The 17922-nt window shown below is 36.2% G+C and carries 17 protein-coding genes and 1 pseudogene; 4 read left to right on the top strand and 14 right to left on the bottom strand.

Annotated elements, in window-relative coordinates; all coding sequences use genetic code 11:
- Positions 1-305 precede the first annotated feature (305 nt).
- Positions 306-1010, bottom strand: a complete 705-nt coding sequence (locus ACFPA1_RS22265) for an aspartate/glutamate racemase family protein (protein ID WP_378585694.1) — start codon at positions 1008-1010, stop codon at positions 306-308.
- A 402-nt stretch (positions 1011-1412) separates the two neighbouring features.
- Here ACFPA1_RS22265 and ACFPA1_RS22260 point away from each other — a divergent pair, with 402 nt between their 5' ends.
- Positions 1413-2504, top strand: a complete 1092-nt coding sequence (locus ACFPA1_RS22260; protein ID WP_378585692.1) for an LLM class flavin-dependent oxidoreductase — start codon at positions 1413-1415, stop codon at positions 2502-2504.
- 180 nt (positions 2505-2684) lie between these two features.
- Here ACFPA1_RS22260 and ACFPA1_RS22255 read toward each other — a convergent pair whose 3' ends face one another.
- The 3 genes from ACFPA1_RS22255 to ACFPA1_RS22245 form a co-directional block, all read right to left on the bottom strand.
- Positions 2685-4559, bottom strand: a complete 1875-nt coding sequence (locus ACFPA1_RS22255; protein WP_378585690.1) for a sigma-54-dependent Fis family transcriptional regulator — start codon at positions 4557-4559, stop codon at positions 2685-2687.
- Between the two features lie 573 nt (positions 4560-5132).
- Positions 5133-5342: a hypothetical protein gene (locus tag ACFPA1_RS22250; protein ID WP_378585687.1), complete on the bottom strand. Its 210-nt coding sequence runs from the start codon at positions 5340-5342 to the stop codon at positions 5133-5135.
- A 312-nt stretch (positions 5343-5654) separates the two neighbouring features.
- Positions 5655-6299, bottom strand: a complete 645-nt coding sequence (locus ACFPA1_RS22245; protein ID WP_378585684.1) for a YczE/YyaS/YitT family protein — start codon at positions 6297-6299, stop codon at positions 5655-5657.
- A gap of 169 nt (positions 6300-6468) precedes the next feature.
- On the opposite strand from ACFPA1_RS22245, the gene ACFPA1_RS22240 reads away from it, so the two are divergent.
- Complete coding sequence (locus ACFPA1_RS22240) at positions 6469-7083, top strand: hypothetical protein (RefSeq protein WP_378585682.1); 615 nt, start codon at positions 6469-6471, stop codon at positions 7081-7083.
- A gap of 297 nt (positions 7084-7380) precedes the next feature.
- Here the strand turns inward: ACFPA1_RS22240 and ACFPA1_RS22235 are convergent, their stop codons facing one another.
- Complete coding sequence (locus ACFPA1_RS22235; RefSeq protein ID WP_378585680.1) at positions 7381-9504, bottom strand: ATP-dependent Clp protease ATP-binding subunit; 2124 nt, start codon at positions 9502-9504, stop codon at positions 7381-7383.
- 385 nt (positions 9505-9889) lie between these two features.
- Here ACFPA1_RS22235 and ACFPA1_RS22230 point away from each other — a divergent pair, with 385 nt between their 5' ends.
- Positions 9890-10579 carry a hypothetical protein gene (locus ACFPA1_RS22230; RefSeq protein ID WP_378585677.1) on the top strand — a complete coding sequence of 230 codons (690 nt, stop codon included), beginning with the start codon at positions 9890-9892 and terminating at the stop codon, positions 10577-10579.
- Between the two features lie 72 nt (positions 10580-10651).
- On the opposite strand, the pseudogene ACFPA1_RS22225 reads toward ACFPA1_RS22230, so the two are convergent.
- From ACFPA1_RS22225 to tpx, 4 genes and pseudogenes are all read right to left on the bottom strand, one after another.
- Positions 10652-11277: pseudogene (locus ACFPA1_RS22225) on the bottom strand (aspartate/glutamate racemase family protein).
- A 117-nt stretch (positions 11278-11394) separates the two neighbouring features.
- Positions 11395-11832, bottom strand: coding sequence for a VOC family protein (locus tag ACFPA1_RS22220; protein WP_378585676.1), 438 nt, complete (start codon positions 11830-11832; stop codon positions 11395-11397).
- 146 nt (positions 11833-11978) lie between these two features.
- Positions 11979-12128, bottom strand: a complete 150-nt coding sequence (locus ACFPA1_RS22215) for a hypothetical protein (protein WP_378585673.1) — start codon at positions 12126-12128, stop codon at positions 11979-11981.
- Positions 12129-12267: 139 nt separating this feature from the next.
- The gene (gene tpx / locus ACFPA1_RS22210) at positions 12268-12756 is read right to left on the bottom strand and encodes a thiol peroxidase (RefSeq protein WP_378585671.1); all 489 of its coding nucleotides are present in this window, start codon (positions 12754-12756) and stop codon (positions 12268-12270) included.
- A gap of 782 nt (positions 12757-13538) precedes the next feature.
- On the opposite strand from tpx, the gene ACFPA1_RS22205 reads away from it, so the two are divergent.
- Positions 13539-13811, top strand: a complete 273-nt coding sequence (locus tag ACFPA1_RS22205) for an HU family DNA-binding protein (protein ID WP_213118585.1) — start codon at positions 13539-13541, stop codon at positions 13809-13811.
- Positions 13812-13971: 160 nt separating this feature from the next.
- Here the strand turns inward: ACFPA1_RS22205 and ACFPA1_RS22200 are convergent, their stop codons facing one another.
- The 5 genes from ACFPA1_RS22200 to ACFPA1_RS22180 form a co-directional block, all read right to left on the bottom strand.
- Entirely contained in the window at positions 13972-14175 is a 204-nt protein-coding gene (locus tag ACFPA1_RS22200; protein WP_284037113.1) for a cold-shock protein, read from the bottom strand.
- Positions 14176-14404: 229 nt separating this feature from the next.
- Positions 14405-14596 carry a hypothetical protein gene (locus ACFPA1_RS22195; protein WP_378585668.1) on the bottom strand — a complete coding sequence of 64 codons (192 nt, stop codon included), beginning with the start codon at positions 14594-14596 and terminating at the stop codon, positions 14405-14407.
- A gap of 384 nt (positions 14597-14980) precedes the next feature.
- Positions 14981-15634, bottom strand: a complete 654-nt coding sequence (locus ACFPA1_RS22190) for a YcnI family protein (protein ID WP_378585665.1) — start codon at positions 15632-15634, stop codon at positions 14981-14983.
- 23 nt (positions 15635-15657) lie between these two features.
- A complete protein-coding gene (locus ACFPA1_RS22185; RefSeq protein WP_378585663.1) occupies positions 15658-17307 on the bottom strand; it encodes a copper resistance CopC/CopD family protein in 1650 nt (549 codons plus the stop codon).
- 15 nt (positions 17308-17322) lie between these two features.
- Positions 17323-17898 (bottom strand): DeoR family transcriptional regulator, encoded by a 576-nt coding sequence (locus ACFPA1_RS22180; RefSeq protein WP_378585660.1) that lies wholly within the window; start codon positions 17896-17898, stop codon positions 17323-17325.
- Between the last annotated feature and the right edge of the window lie 24 nt (positions 17899-17922).

The following is a 17922-nucleotide window of genomic DNA, read 5'->3' as shown; positions in this document are numbered from 1 at the left end:
GTAATAATAAAACCATATAAAAAAAGGTCAACCAGAAATATCTGGCTGACCTTATAATACGAAGCGGAGATATTCCGATTAACCGCTCTAAATAAGACAAAATACAATGGTTTGGATAATATAAACGGAAAAACTTCCTTTATTTTTAGGGAAATATGGGTATTTCCCAATTTAAACGGAAATTTTCCGCTTATTTTTCAAACACAGTATAACTCAACATTCAGTTATAACAGAGCCTTAATTTAAGAAACTCTCCGTTAATGAACTATGGCGAGTTTTTGCTTATTTATAACCCAACTACAATATCAATTTTGGTCCTCAAAAATGATATCGACAATCTTACTAATATGAATTTCCGCTGTATTTAAAGAGTGGATCGTTAAATCCTCATTTTTAATCAACATAGGGAGTTCTGTGCAGCCCAATATGATGCCCTGTATCCCGTCTCTTTTTATCATTTGATTGATAATAGATAAAAAACCTTCTTTTGTTTCGTTATTGACAATGCCATTTTCCAATTCCTCAACAATTTTTCTATGAATATATTCCTGTTCCGTTTGATTCGGCACAACAATCTCTATGTTATGAGAAATAAAAGGTTTTTGGAAAAAATCATTCTCCATCGTAAACTTTGTTCCGATCAGACCAAGCTTTTCTAAACTCAATTCCCGTGCTTTTAAACATGTTTCTTCTACAATGCTGATCATCGGAACTTGGACTTTTTGCTGAATCTGGTCAAAAACAATATGTGGTGTGTTTCCACACATGACCACAAAATCCGCCCCAACACTCTCTAATTTTTGAACCGCATCGGTTAAGTAATGAATGACCTCTTCTGTCTGTCCATTCATTAGCAATCGAAACATCTTGTACATATTAATGCTGTTAATAAAGAGTTCCGGTAATTCCTCTTTACTCCCTATCTTTTCTTGAAATTTTGAGATGATCGTTTGGTAGTAATCTACTGTCGCTTCTGGCCCGATACCTCCAACAATTCCAACCTTTTTCATCCTATCAGTCCCCTATCAATCTTTAACTTTTAATTTATGTTAATTTGATTTTTCATTAGAGTCAATTTTTTGTGATGCATGGGGACGGTTCTCTTGCCTCATTTTGCAAGCCGTTTCAGGTTCAAATGATGGGGTGCACAGAGCCGAAAACGACTGAAATGATGCACAAGAACCGTCCCCATGCTTCTTCATCTTGAGAAAAGTGAGAAAAGTGAGAAGTTGAGAAATTAAATAGAATTCGAGTTTTAATGGCTGCGATGAGAAAAATGAGAAATTTCTAGTAATGATTTTACTTCCGATTTTTTGAAAACATGGATAAGATCAGCACTTTTCTCCTTTTTTTAAGTTGGCACAAAATTTGCATTATTAAAGTGTAAATGTATTTAAAAAGGAGATGAATGTATGGAGTTAGGTTTATTTTTAATGCCGTCACATCCACCGGAAAGAAGTTTATATGATGCAACGCAATGGGATTTAGAGATGATTCAGTATGCTGATACTCTTGGATATCAAGAGGCTTGGATTGGAGAGCATTTTACTGCACCATGGGAGCCTATTCCAGCTCCGGATTTAATGATTGCTCAGGCTTTAACGTCAACTAAACAGATTAAACTTGCACCAGGTGCTCATTTACTGCCATACCATCACCCTGTTGAGCTCGCTCATAGAGTGGCGTATCTTGATCATCTCTCACAAGGGCGTTTAATGCTGGGAGTTGGAGCGGGAGGCCTGCTGACAGATAGTGAAACCTTTGGTGTTGATGCTGCAATTGGCGAGAATCGAACCATGATGGCAGAAGCTTTAGAAATCATGCTGAAACTTTGGAATGAGAAAGAGCCTTTCCAATTTGAAGGAGCTTACTGGAAGGCAAATAAAATTGAAGGCAATCCATTTGCAAGCTACCATATTTATCCTTATCAACAGCCACACCCGCCAATTGGTGTTACCGGATTAAGTCCTGGCTCGGAAACGTTAAAAACCGCTGGTGAAAAAGGATTTATTCCAATGAGTCTTGGAGCTAACAATGAATATATAGCCGGTCATTGGAAATCTGTTGAGGAAGGTGCAAAAAGAAGCGGCAGAACTCCATCAAGATCTGATTGGAGGATTACACGTGATGTGTTTGTAGCAGATACGGATGAGGAAGCAATTGAAGGATCCCTAAATTCAATGATGGGAAGACAGCATCGCGAATATTGGATTCCCCTTTTTCGAAGTCTTCGTGCAGTATCTGTATTCAAGCATGAAGAATCTGTTGATGAATCACAAATTACTCCTGAATATGTTGCCAAACACAATTGGTTTGTTGGCTCTCCAGAAACTGTAGCAAACAAAATAGTCAATCTTTATGAAACGGTTGGCGGATTCGGGGCCTTACTCGTTACAGGCTATGATTATAGCGAGACACCTGATATTTGGAAAAAATCAATGAGATTACTTCAAGAAGAGGTTATGCCAAGAGTGAACCACAAAATAGCTAAAGTTCGTATATAGGCAATACCTTTAACTCTTTTTTTAAAAAAATAACCGATACACGAAGGGGATAGGCTCCCCCTATTCATGAGTAAACTCTGCAAACAATTAGAAAAGGGCCAGATTGGCCCTTTCCTTTTTGAATCGCCTTATCACCAAAAACAATATGTATTGACTTTGGCTATGAAACATATTTTTTCATTAAATATTAAACTTTTTCATTTTACGGTAAAACGTACTTAAAGGCATTCCAATTAACGAGGCTGCTTCTCTTATATTGCCTTTCGTACTCTGAAGAGCTTTTATCATTTTTTCTTTTTGAAGCTTATGATTGTTTGAAAAGAATCCCCCCTCTAAATTATTGGCTGACTCTACAGTAGGTTCTATTGGTGTGCTGGGATTGCCATTGCTTTCTTTAATATAAGAAGGCAAGTGTGAAAGCTTCAAAGATTTCCCTTCAGATAAAATCATCATTTTTTCCAAGACATTAAATAATTCCCTGATATTCCCGGGCCAGGAGTAAGTCGTCAATATATCCATAATAGTTGAAGAGATAGTAAGATTTATATTTTTAGTCTTAAAAAAATACTTCACCAGCTCAGGTATATCCTGTTTCCTTTCACGCAAAGGTGGTATTTTAAGATCAAATACATGGATCCGATAGTATAAATCTTGTCTAAATTCACCACGCCTAACTAGTTCTTCTAAATTTTTATTGGTCGCTGTGATAATTCTTATATCAACAGGTATAGGCTTTTCCGCACCAACTGGTAATACTTCTTTCTCTTGAAGGACTCTTAATAAGGCTACCTGCATGGAATAAGGCATTTCTCCAATTTCGTCTAAAAATATGGTTCCTCTATTGGCCTGAACAAATTTTCCTTCGTATCCTTTTTTTCTAGCCCCTGTAAATGCACCTTCTACATAACCAAATAATTCACTTTCTAATAATTCCTTTGGAATAGCTCCACAATTAACGGCAACAAAGGGCTTGTCCTTTCTGTCGCTATTTACATGAATCGACTTAGCCACCACTTCTTTCCCTGTTCCGCTTTCTCCATAAATAGAAACCGTAACATTGGATTTTGCCGCTTTTTTCATCTCACTTAGAATCTTTCTAAAAGCGATACTATTTCCTTGTTCCCCCATAAATGTAAAGTTTTCTACTGCAGAAAAATAGTAATTAGAATTCTCATTTACATGCTTCACAAAATGTTTGAATCCAATTAATCGATGATCCCCTGAGTAAAGAGGCTGCTTAGTTAAAATTTTTATTCCAAAATCTTTCAGGTTTTTCACTTCAAAACCATGAGGGTTATTACCATCTCTTATGATTTTCATGATGGAATCACTAGCGGTAACCAAATAACCATTTATATCTGAGATCATCATTTGTTCATTGTCCTTTTGTTTAAACTGCAGAAATAGTTCTACCAGGGTGATACGATCTCTTTGCTCCTGCAGCTTCCACTCAGATTCAATTGCATATGCTGTCGAAACAGCGAGACTATAAATATCGAATTCGTAATAAGGCTGGTTCTTAGATATATCCAAAACCCCAATTAACTCACCACGTGAGTTTTTAATCGGTGCAGCTGAACAAGTCCAGTTTTGTGATAGGAGTGAATAGTGTTCTTTCCCGACTACATGAATGGGTTCCTCTATTGCCAGTGCAGTTCCAATTGCATTCGTCCCGACTTCCTTTTCGGTCCACTTTACACCCTCAATTAGGTTTAATTGGTTACAGATCGGATCAATTATGCTATCTCTTATCACCTTTAAAACATAACCGTTAGCATCAGTAAGCATTATAATTCTAGATTTATCTTTGATGGACCTCCATAACGATTGAATATAAGGAGTGGCTATTTTTAATAACGTTTCATTTTCTGATACTTTACTGAAATATTCGTCACCGAACAACACTGTCTTGCCTTTGACTAAATAAGGATCTACGTTACTCTCTTTACATCTGTACCAAGATTCAAGAATTTGTTTAGAAATTCTGCTCGAATCCAATACATCTTCTTTCACAAATCTCTCCCAAGTGCGATTCAAAAGAATAGTATGATCCATCTTAGGCTCCCCTCCCCCTTTCCAAACGGAAAACAATTACTTTTTAATTTTGGTAACGCTTACAGCGGACAGAAAATGAATTGGAGTAGTAAAAACCAATGTTATAGGGTGCATTTTTTCTAACTTCTATTAAAGTGAAATTAGCTTTTGTATTAAGTTAATAAATGGCTTAACAGCTAAATAATGCTGTCTCTTTTACTTTATCAAGATACAGTTGTCTGGTAAAGTTAATTTTCATAATTATCTGTATTTTTATATCCTGAGATTCTTTCATCGGAAGAATTTCATAAATTACCTTTGAGGAAATTGCTGACGACCCTAACCGTCCCGAACAGCGGACAAACTAATAATTATGTAAGTTTTCATCTGATGCCTGTTTATGTTTTTCCCCAACTGTTAAATGATATTTCGGATAGTTTAAAGAAACGGATGCAAGGAAAATCTTGCTTTCATTTTAAAAAAGTTGATGATGACTTATTTAGTGAATTAAAACGACTTACAAAAAATGGGTTCGATAAATATAAAGAAAACCAACTTATTTAAAACTACTGCTTTTATTAAACAAACTGGTGCTTAAGTTGAAAATTGAGTTGCTACGGAAGCCCTTTTTCTTGTTTTCTTAATTTGGACTGCTCCAAAGAAAATGGGCTTTTTATTTCGTTTGTTCACTTGCCTTGTATCTAAATAATAATTATCTAAGGTGTCGGATTTCAGATCCAAAAAAATTTCATATTCTTTAATAATATCTTTTAATTCATCAAATATTTTTTGAAACTCCAACATTAACTCCCTCTCATTGATTAGATTTTTATATTACCTAATTATAGTTAATTAGAGCTCTCTCGGCTCATATTTAATACAAGGCTCTGTTAAAGCCAAAACAGAGCCTTGAAAAAAATCCCCCTATAGTAGACGAGAAGGAAGCACTTTCGGTCAAATTGACTGACTAAGCAATAGTTAGTCCTTTTTTTTATTTAACTAAACTGCATAATTACTTAAATTAGAAAAAGACTTCACTACAAATTGAAGTAAAGCACATGTCAGTAAAATAAGAAGAAAGGAGGTTGACCATAAAAAAAGGCAGCCTCCTTAGATTTATAACGGGATTTTAAATTGTCCCATTTGCTGTCGCTCCAGACTAGCGATATAGGAACGCATTAGTTTCATGGAAAACTGAAAGATGGGGCTTTGAATAAAGGTATATGCAAACGTCATAATAAAGACAGGACCGCCAAGGATTAAGCCGATAATCAAGATGACACTCTCGACAACGATTCTTGCCCGGCTGACCGATAACCCGGTTTTTTCCGAAACAGAAAGCATGAAACCATCCCGTGGACCGGCCCCGATTCCCGCAGCCACATAGATTCCTCCGCCAATGCCGGTTATGATGATACCCATTAACAAGATTAGTAGATTCAACCACCAATTCTCGTTTTCACGAGGAAGAATGTTGAGATGCAAAAAGAAATCCATGATTGGGCCAATTGATAAGGCATTTAGAAAGGTCCCAATACTAATATACTTCCTATAAACGACAAGAGTAATCAGCACCAGTACTAAGCCGCAAATAACACTCCAAGTCCCAATCGTGAACCCGATCCGTTGGAACAGAGCGACGTTTAATACCTCCCATGGATGCAGCCCCAAGGATTGAACATTCACTGCTATCGCATTTCCTAATCCAAAGAAAGTTAAACCAAGAAAAAAAATAAAATACCGTAATAGCCAAAGTGACATCTCTACACCTCTACATCATATATTCATCATCTACTTTAGATGAAGAGGCCTAAAAGAACAAGATAATTTATAGAATTCAAAGGTTGTTAACGGAGAGGAAACATATGGTAAACTCAGTAAAGAATTAACTTTCAGGAGAAAGTTGAAAAAAATATATGGGGGAACACTAATGAATAAAACTCTTATTTATTCAGGTCTTGGATTAGCAATAGTAATTGGAGGCTCATATACATATTTTTCGTCTAATAATGATAAAGCAGAAGCAGTCTCAACTCAAGATGGTCATAAAGTTAGTCAGGATGAATCAGATAATACAGAAAAAGTAGTAGTTCATAAAGTTAGCCAAGCCGAATTGGTTGAAGCGGCAAAGAACTTTCAAGAAATTGAGAGTGATGTAAAGGGTGATGACTTATTCTACTACGGAATGATAACGATGGCTCTTCAGAAGTTAGAATTCAAGGGAGAAGAAAACTTCAGTATCCCAAATACTCCTGATAGTATCAAGAGAATTCAGTTTGACCGAGCTAATCTTCAATATTTTAAAAACAAGGCAGTGGAACTAAAAGCATCCGAACCTTATCAGAAAATCTTAGATAAATGGCTAAATGGAGACTTTTCTAACTTCGAAAATGACTATCTGACAATTAGGAACATAAAAGGCGATCCTTCACAGCCAAGCGAAAGTCCAGTATTGAAAGTAAGAACTGTTGAAGAGGAACAGAAATACATCGAGCACTTCTTTGGTAACGAGGGATTACAAATAAATAAAAGAGATTGGCTATAAGAATATGATAGGCTCTGGGTCTTCCCAGGGCTTACTTTTTGACTTAATACATACATATTCGAAAAGGATCATTAACGATTCTGAAAACTTTCTTAAACAAACGCCCCCGTTTACTTAAGTGTAATCCTTCACAAACTTACAAAACACTTCGTTAATTTAATCAACATTACCTTACTGAAGCCTATAGAAATCGTTTATTGTTCCAACATTGAATGATCTATTTATAAGAGGAACCCCGCTGATTTGAAAAGTGAGGTTTCTCAACAAGCTGAAAGGATAGATGAAGATCATCTATCCTTATGCTACGTTAATTTTATTATTTTCTACTGATACAGTGATCGCAGTTACGTTTTCGCTATTAATAATTAAAGAAGTGATTTTATCTTCAATTTGCTCTTGAATGACGCGTCGAAGTGGACGAGCACCAAACACATTGCTATATCCTAATTCAGCAATCTTTTCTTTTGCTTCCTTATCGATTTCAATGGAAATCCCTTGTTCCTCTAATGTTTCTTTAAGCTCCGCCATCATAATCTCGATAATTTCCACAAGGTTCTCTTTTTGTAGGTGGTTAAACTCAATAATCGAATCAATACGGTTTAAGAATTCAAGCTTAAAGTGATTTCCAATTTTATCGACAATATTTGACTCTGCTCCTTGCTGTTCATCGCCACCAAAACCAATTGGCCCTAAAGTTTTGTTTCCAACACCTGCGTTTGAAGTCATGATAATAATCGTTTCCGTAAAGCTTACGACTCTTCCTTGGCTATCTGTTAACCTGCCATCTTCCATGATTTGAAGAAACACATTCATCACATCTGGGTGTGCTTTTTCGATTTCATCCAGCAGAATGATGGAATAAGGGTTTCGGCGAACTTGTTCCGTTAACTGACCTGCGTCTTCATGTCCGACATAGCCTGGAGGTGAACCAATGAGCTTAGAGACAGAATGTTTTTCCATATATTCACTCATATCTAGGCGAATCATCGCATCTTTACTGCCGAATAATTCGGCGGCAAGAGTTTTCGTCAACTCGGTTTTACCTGTACCTGTTGGACCTAAGAATAAAAATGAAGCGGTTGGACGTGTTTTCGGTTTTAATCCAACACTTGCCCTTAAGATTGCATTGGCTACTTTTTCAATAGCTTTCTCCTGACCAATAATTTTACTTGCTAGTCTCTCTTTCAAGTCTTTCATTTTTTGCTGCTCTGCTTTTTGTAGCTTTTGTAGTGGGATTCCAGTACTTTTTTCAATAATCTCTTGGACCATTTCTACGGTAATATCTTTTGTTATATTGTTTGAATAATCAGATAATATTTGTTTTATTTCTCTCTCTTCATCACGAAGAATCGCCGCTTTTTCGTAGTGCTCTAATTTCGTTGCTTCTTGTTTTTCTTCAGCAATTTCTTTTAAGCGCTGGTTTAAATAGTTAATATCTAGCTCTCCGTGAGCAAGGTTTAGCATTGCACCGGCCTCATCCATTAAATCGATGGCCTTATCTGGTAAGAAGCGATCTTGAATATAGCGTTTTGATAGTGTCACACATGCTTTTAGGACATCATCCGAATACGTTACATCGTGATACTTTTCATATGCTGGCCGAATTCCTTTTAAAATTTCAAACGCCTCATTCACAGACGGTTCTTTCACGATTACCGATTGGAAGCGGCGCTCAAGTGCAGGATCTTTTTCAATCATGCGATACTCTTTCATCGTTGTTGCACCAACAATTTGAATATCACCGCGCGCTAACGCTGGTTTTAATATATTCCCTGCATCCATTGAACCGTCAGACGTACCTCCAGCACCGACCATCATGTGCAGTTCATCAATGAACAAAATTACGTTTTCACGTTGTTGTAATTCAGCAATAAGTTTTTTCATTTTTTCTTCAAATTGTCCTCTGTAGGCTGTACCTGCTACAAGTGAACTGATGTCTAGCACATATACTTCTTTCGTTTTTAGTTTCGGCGGTACTTTGCCTTTGACGATTTGAAGGGCAAGGCCTTCAACGATCGCTGTTTTCCCGACACCAGCCTCACCAATTAAGACCGGATTATTTTTTGTACGACGGTTTAATATTTGAAGGATACGTTCAATTTCTTGATCCCTGCCGATCACATTATCAATTCGCCCTTCTTTTGCTTCATTCGTCAAGTTCCGTCCATGTTGATCAAGCAAGCTAATTTTTTTTCGTTTCTTTGGCTTGGTTACATGGACATTTTTGTTTTGCTCAGGCTGGCTGCCATCTGTGTCCAACAGATTGAACATTTGGTTGTCAAGTTTGATGGAGCCGTTTTCCAATTTTTGTTTTGCGATATCATAGCATTCCGCACACAAACTAATTTGGCTTTGACCCTGATTAAATGAGAAGTTTAACTGATAACTCGCTACCGATGTTTGACAGTTTTGACAAAACATATTTCCAGCCTCCTTTTGCCTTTGACTATTTTTGACTATGAAGATAGAAAAAGGAGCCACTTCTACTAGTAGGCCCGGTGAATATTTTATTAAGTTTCTTTCTATTATATTGAACTTCTTTTAGCATTTCTACAGGTAATGGCTGGGTATATACCCAACCTAGTAAACGTTTACTCCACCTTAAGTGCATTCAGAAAATCTCTCTATAAGTAAAGTGTCATTCCAAATTCCCAAATGAGGAGTTTCTTTTACTTATCATATTTTTAATCAAATTTGAACCACTCTCTCTTAAATAGATGACGCTACAATATATTGGACAGTAGAATAACTATATATAATATAGTAAGAGAAGATGATTTAATAATCTCTGAGAAAGGATGAGACCATGGAAGAAACAATCCTTGAAAATATCGTCGTTGCTTTTTCATCTGGAAAAGACTCCGTTTTCTTAGTCAACCAATTGTTAAAGGATCCAAAGTATAAAATCATATCGTTAGTGACAACCTGTACGAACAATGGAAACGTCACTAGTCACCACATTGATGAACTGCTAGTAGAAAAACAAGCGGAAGCCATCGGACTGCCTCTATACAAAATAAAAATGAACAAATTTACCACTGAGAATTTCGAAGATGGTTTAATCAGTACCATGGTTTATTTCAGGAAACATTTCGGAGTCACAAAAATCGCGTATGGTGACTTATTTTTGGAAGAGGTCAAGACCTATAAAGAAAAATTACTCGCGAAATACGGATTTGAATTGCTGCTGCCATTATGGGGACGGAATACGAAAACATTAGCTCGACAATTGGTGGAAGAAGGATGGAAAGCTGCTTGCATATCCATAGATTCAACGAAATTGTCGTCCGATTTTTTAGGGAAAACCTTAACAAAAGAATGGATAGAAGCATTGCCTCCTGATGTAGACCCATGTGGAGAGTACGGCGAGTACCATACCTTTGTATATTATGGACCTATCTTTCTATATCCTATTCCAATAGAAATTGACTATCAAATTATAAACGGAAGGGATCGTTGGAAATTCGTCGGAATTAAATTAAACACTCCGATTTGACATACAAAAGAAGCATAAAGAAAATAGCTAAAAGGTTTTTTAAAACCAGGTGATAATTACCTGGCTTTTTTATTAAAGGTCAGTGCATTTAGTCCTCAAAATGGTATCAACAATCCTATTAATATGAATTTCCGATGTGTTTAAAGTATGGATAGTCAAATCCTCATTTTTGATTAACATAGGAAGTTCTCTGCAGCCTAATATGATACCTTGTATCCCGTCTCTGTCTATCATTTGATTGATGTTCGTTAAAAAGCCTTCTTTTGTTTCCTTGTTAAAGATGCCATTTTCTAGTTCGTCTACAATCTTTCTATGTATGTATTCCTGTTCCGATTGATTCGGCATGATAATCTCTATGTTATGAGAAATAAATGGTTTTTGGAAAAAATCATTTTCCATCGTAAACTTAGTTCCTATAAGACCAATCTTTTCTAAGTTCAATTCCCGCGCTTTTAAACATGTTTCTTCTACAATGCTGATCATCGGAACCTGACATTTTGCTGAATCTGGTCAAAAACAATATGTGGTGTATTTCCACACATGACCAAAAAATCAGCCCCCACACTTTCTAATTTCTGAACAGCATCCGTTAAATAATGAATGACCTCTTCTGTCGGTCCATTCATAAGCAAACGAAACATCTTGTACATATTAATGCTGTTAATAAAGAGTTTCGGTAATTCCTCTTTACTTCCTATCTTTTCTTGAAATTTAGAAATGATGGATTGGTAATAATCTACTGTGGTAAAGCACCCGATAGTTAAGAAGAAATCTTTAAAGTTGGAGATCTAAATCATTTAAAGTCCCATTAATATTTATCTGATTTTCTCCGCCAACTCTAAAATAATTCCCTCTGGACCACGAACGTAGCATAACTTATAACTTTCTTCATATTGCTGTATCTCACTAAAGATTTCCGTGCCCTTCTTTTTCAATTTTGCAACAATAGCTTCAATATCTTCAACAGCAAAGCAAATATGTCGGATACCCAGCGTATTTGCAAAAGGTTGCTGAATATCTTTTTCATCTGACGGCCTATAAAATTTGACTAGCTCTATCCATGCCTGACCATCCGGCATTCCCAATCCTACACATGCCGTTTTAACATCATTAAGCCCAACTATTCTGTCCAACAGTTCTCCATCCAATTCCCATTCCGCTTTCACTTCAAGTCCTAAATCAAGAAAAAACGCTTTAGCCTCTGAAAGATCATTTACGTTAATACTCACATGATCTATTCTATTAATCCTCATATCTCATACCTCCTAAGTCCTGTTATTTTCAATACCTGTATTGATGTAAGGTTTGTTTGAAATTATAATTCGCTTAAAACAGAAAATATCCTTCTTTAACAAACCTGACCCTTTAGTGCAATAAAAAATGACCGCCAATTAGACGGTCATACTTCTTTTAACTTTAAATCAGAAAAATGTACCAGCTTAACATTATGGTTAGGTTCACCATCTTCGACAATTTCACAATAACCAGATGCGTATTTTATAAGTAATATATAATCTTTTCCTTGGTATAAAACTGGAGTTCTTTCCATTAATCGCACATCCAATTTCTTTATTGAATAGGTTCCTCTTTTTTTATGTTAAGGGGGGCCAGATTGTTACAAATTCTTACTGCACAATTGCAGCATTTTGCAATATATTGCAAAATGCTTTTGAGCTGCAACAATAAGTCTACTTGTTTACTAATGCTGCTTCATAATTTGGGTGGTCTGTTGATTCATTAACATACTCGACATATGTTACTTTGTCGTTTGTATCAACAATAAAAATAGCACGTGCTAATAAGCGAAGTTCTTGAATAGCAACACCATATGCTTCACCGAATGAAAGATCACGATGATCTGATAATGTTTGTACATTCTCAATACCATTTGCTGCACACCAACTTTTCTGTGCAAACGGCAAATCAGCGCTAACAGTAAGAACCTGTACATTACCTAATTTAGAAGCTTCTTCGTTAAAACGACGTGTTTGTGCATCACAAACAGGAGTATCAATAGATGGTATAACAGAAATTAAACGAACTTTCCCTTTTGAGTCAGCGAGTGAAACAGGTGATAAGTCATTCGCTAGTACTGTAAACTCAGGAGCTTTATCCCCAACCTTTACGTCTTTTCCTAATTGTGTTACTGGATTTCCTTTCCATGTAAAATTAACCATTTTTAATTCCTCCCTTAAAAATATGTACAGTGCAAATATAGCCCAAATATTTAGAATTATCAATTTCTTACTTGTATTATTTTATGTTTTTTGTCATTGCCGTCAAAATGACTGCTTTATTAACGAAATTGAAAGGGTCTTATAACTATAGGTTTACAAGTGAAAAAAGTAAGATGATTCTAGACTTTAAATTATAACAAAACAGTAAAAAAGGGCATTTCTGTGCTACCACAACTTAAATTAATTGCAGAACAATCTACTACTGCAGCTCCAATTGTTAGTTCGTGTCTAACAATTGGGGTGCAGTTTTCCAAATCGCTACAAACCTTTCCACCCCTTCAAGGAAAGGTACATTGCTTTTTTTACTCAGAAAAAGTACCAGTCACCACCCGAAATATATCGAAAAGAATTCGAAAAATTACGGTCGTGACTGGCACTCTTTTAATATGAACTATGGCGAGTTTTGCTTATTTATATCCCAACTATAATTCCAATTTTAATATTGAAAAATGATATCGATGATCTAATTAATGATGCATGGGGATGCATGGGGACGGTTCTCTTGCATCATTTTGCGTATGCCGGTTTATGTTCCATGCTTGGGTACATGAGGATAACAACAAATGAAATGATACAAAAAAGCCGTTGCAATGGTAATATACATACGTTAATATCCAAGTTCAATAAATAAAGAAAATAAGGCTGACAGTTGTGAATTTATGTACGCTATGTTACAACTAAGGTACGTCCCATACGGATTGTATAAAGGAGTGTTTATAAAAATGAATAAAACAGAATTAGTTAATCAAGTAGCTACATCCGCAGAACTTACACAAAAAGAAGCATCCAAAGCAGTAGATGCCATTTTTAATACCGTTTCAGAAGCATTGAAAAATGGTGACAACGTTCAATTGATTGGGTTCGGTAGCTTTGAGGTTCGTGAACGGGCTGCGCGTACAGGGCGAAATCCACAAACTGGAGAAGAAATTCAGATAGCTGCAGGAAAAGTTCCTGCCTTCAAGCCAGGTAAAGCGTTAAAAGATGCAGTTAAATAATTTTTTAAACGAGTTAAAGAGAAATTAGGACACTTGGTTCACCATTTGTTTTACTGTTTTCATGTCCCCTACTCCGTTACGAGTGGGGGGTTCTTTGTTTCACAGGAAAAAAAGAAAAGCAGGCCCCCATAAAAGAGCCTGCCTTCCTTGTTTTGTAAAATTAAGCAGTTTTACGTACGTTTGAAGCTTGAGGTCCACGTTGACCTTTCTCCACGTCAAAAGTCACCGCTTGACCTTCTTCTAAAGTTTTGTAACCTTCGCCTTGAATCGCTGAGAAATGAACGAATACATCTTCTCCACCTTCACGTTCGATGAATCCGAAGCCTTTTTCGCCATTAAACCATTTTACTTTACCTTGTTCCATTTGTATTGCCTCCTAGTGTGTAAACACACACAATGTAATACTATCCTTGCTCTCAGTGATCATCAAGATGAAAAGTTACAAATCCTTTACACCGAACAAAAATAATTCCTTTTAATCATAACATTTTTTGCAAGAAATGGCAAGATACGGAAAATTCAATTGAGCTCACTACTTTATTATGATAATCATTTCAACGTTGTGTTTCAACAAAAAACAGCCATGCAGGCTGTTAGTTACTTCCTTTTAATCCTAATACAGACTTGATAACAGCCCAGAACCCGGACTTCTTAGGTTTGCGAGAAGCATGTGTGTTTTTTAATGGTTTTGGCTTTGCTGTAGTTCTACTCAATGCTCCACTATAAATCGCCTCCATCAGTTTATCTGCGGCATCCTCACGTGTTTTAGCAGTGACTCTAACCATTCCGTTCCTACTTGTACCTCCAGAGTGCAGTTTCACCATTTTTCAACAAACGCTCTTCGCGCTGTCGAGCAAATTCTTCATTACAACTGTTGCAGTAAGCTGAAGGTCTAACATTTACAATTGTGAATTGATCACGAGGCTTTTCTTCTTGGCAGTGCTGGCATTTTAGGGTGCTTTTCACTTTGCTGGCCTTCTTCGCAGATGCATAGACCACTGGCTTTGTTTTTACAACAACGGGCTTTTCCGTTTGTTCCTTAATGGCTTCGATAAGAGTCTCGTATTCCTATTCAGTTAGTTGCAGAATGCTTTCTTGTTCATATCGATTTTAACTTAAAAAAAGAAAGTGACTTATTCAGCAGATGAATAAGTCACTTTGATAATAGATTATCTTTTACGGAATCCAAGTAAAACAGCAATTAATGATAGGACGACAGCAACAATGGATAAAATCAAAGGAAGAGAACTAGTTTTTTCAGAGTCTTTTGTATCGGCAACGTCCGTTGTTGTTTCATTCTTTTTAGTCTCTTCAGTCGCAGCCTTATCATGATGATCATCTGTTGCAGTTCCAGTTACTATATTCGTAATAGAATGTGGCGAATCTGAACCTTCATTCCCTGTCCATTCCACGATACTGCCATCTTTATAGTATTGGTAAGCATCCCATGCTATTTCTGCCGCTTTATCTGGATTTTTCGCAACAAAGGAGAACTGTTGGAATTGACCAGATTGTATACCTTCTCCTGTTGCCTCGAATGTAATAGACTTTACCTTCCCGGATGCATCTTTATCAGCGGAATATGCCCATCCTGGTACAGGTTGGTATGACATGATTTCAACCCCAGCAGGTGCCTTTAAAGTAACTTTCGTAGTTGGGACATCTTTTTCAACTGGAACCTTAACCGTATAAGTTTCCCATGCACCCGTTGTTGATGTTTTCGGAACCACTGTCACATGGGCACTGGCAACGCTTGAAAATAAAAATAATCCTAAAATGGTTGGCAAAAACACTGTTGTTATCTTTTTCATTATTTTTTTCATGATCATTTCTCCTCAAATATATTCTATTGACTCCCTACCATAACGTTGAAGTCTGTATTAATAGATTCCAGTTCTTTGGTCAGTACGTGAACATGAACTTTCCAACGCCCTGCCATATTGAAATTCATTCCCTTGGCTATATATTCGCCTTCCTTGACTTTCATTAACGTTTTAGTATCTTCACCCATTTCCATCTCAAGTGAGATAAATGTAAGGGTTACCTGTTCAACATCTTTAATTGGTTGACCATTACGATCTTTCAAAAATAATTCAAAGGTATTTTCTCCAATAACATTAGGGGACGCTTCAAATGTAATTTTATTTCCATTATCCACTGTTTTTGTTTCGTTTATTGGTCCAGGTGAAGCCATTGCTGTTGGTAAATTGGTTAACTTAACAGAAAGGATTAACACAATCAAACCCGTAACTAATTCCCCCCATAAAGAGGCCGATATTCCTTTTGCAGATTTTAGCCTTCCTTTATAAAAGTTCATTGCTGCAAAAATAATCATGATAATAAGGAGAATAACCTTTCCTGATAATACCCTTCCATAATCGGTATAAACGAGAGAGCAAAGGTTAGGAATATAGGAAAAACTTCCGAAAACACCTGTAACGGTTAAAACCACGATCAACATAATTCCCCATTTGGAAAAACGTCTGATCATTTCCATATAATGATTCTTTGTATCCATTTTCCTGCTTAATGGGATTAAAACAGCCAAAACCAATATACTTCCAACCCATATCGATGCAGTTAATAAATGAAAAAAGTCGATTCCAACCGATAATATTGGATTTGTTGAAGAACCTGCATGACTTGTTTGAGCCTTTGTGAATAACAAACCTATTCCAAGAAAAAAAGAAACCCAAATAACAATTGGTTTATTTTTGACACTAATAAGATAAGTACAAATCGCCAGGAAAAACAAAGTATCCACTTGAATCATCCACGTTTTTCCAAACGTTGTATTCGTTATCATATCCCTTAGTGATTGAATGTTTAACACGTTACTCCAAGATGTGGTCAATTGAATAGATGCCATTAATGGTAAACTTAAAAAAATACTCAAACATAAAAAGAAAAAAGAAAATTTTACTATCCTTTTAAATACATTTTTAACAAAATCATTTTGTTTAAGTTCTCCTGGCATCACCAATAGGAAAAAGAATAGAATACCAACATAACAAGCGTTGCTAAAATATTGCACCCAGCGAATAAGAATAAGATCCAATTTCGGTGTGTATCCTTTTGACTCCTGACCCACTGTGAAGCCATCTTGGGCTTGACTGTCTGAACCTATTTGAAAGGAAATAGTACCTTGAATTGGATGACCATCACTCGATACAATCTTCCATTGGATACTATAGGTACCGTTTGGAAGGTTTTGCTTTAATCCACATTCCAAAATGGTTGAATTTTTAGCGTTAATACGTCCATCCTTCTGATCGACCCTTTTGCCTTCTTTGTCAAAAACTTGAATCGAGTTATTTATAGGTTGAATGGTCTCATCAAATTGAATGGAAACGATTTGAGGAGATTGTTTAAGCACCTCGTTTTCAGAAGGGTTGGATTTTACTATGTAAGCATGCGCCGAAATAAAGGAAGGAAATGAAAATAGAATAAAACAGATGGATAAAATCGCTATGCTTACGCTCTTTCTACTATTCAAATCGTCACCCCCTTCCTATTGATGGCACCCACAACCTCTTTCTCCATTCATTCTCTTCACAATTTCATCAATTGCCTGGCTAAAATGGAAAATCACACCACCAAAACCTTTTTGAAATTGTTCGGCATATTTTAAAGAATCAAACGTTAGTACCTGGGGTTGGCAGCAATTCAAATTAAAATCAGTGTCCATTAAAAAATAGGCCAACTTAGCACTAATCGTTGTATTCTGAAGAAAATCACGGCATATGATTTGAGAAACATTAGTTTCAATATCCCGATACCTTAATAAACCACAATGTGGACAGCATAATTGTTCCACTTTTTGATCATGGGTAATGATTTGGACAGGATGTCTATTATTTAATTCCTTTAAGCAATACGCACAGGTATTCGAAGAAACGTTTCCAATAGACGCAAGAGAAATGCCACGGGAAGTTTTATTAATCTTATTTTCTTCGATTAGTGGCTTAATATCCCGATAAATAGTCATTTCGGATACATTAAAACGCTTGCTTATTTCTGTTATTGAGAGTGTCCCTTCTTCTTTTAACCAATTCAATATTTCTCTTTGCCTTTCAATAGGTAACATTTTGCACCTCCTAAAGCTGAATTA

The sequence above is a fragment of the Neobacillus sp. GCM10023253 genome, assembly GCF_042653105.1.
Taxonomy (GTDB): domain Bacteria; phylum Bacillota; class Bacilli; order Bacillales; family Cytobacillaceae; genus Neobacillus; species Neobacillus citreus.
Note: the sequence above shows the minus strand (reverse complement) of the source record. Positions and strands in the feature narration are given on the sequence as shown.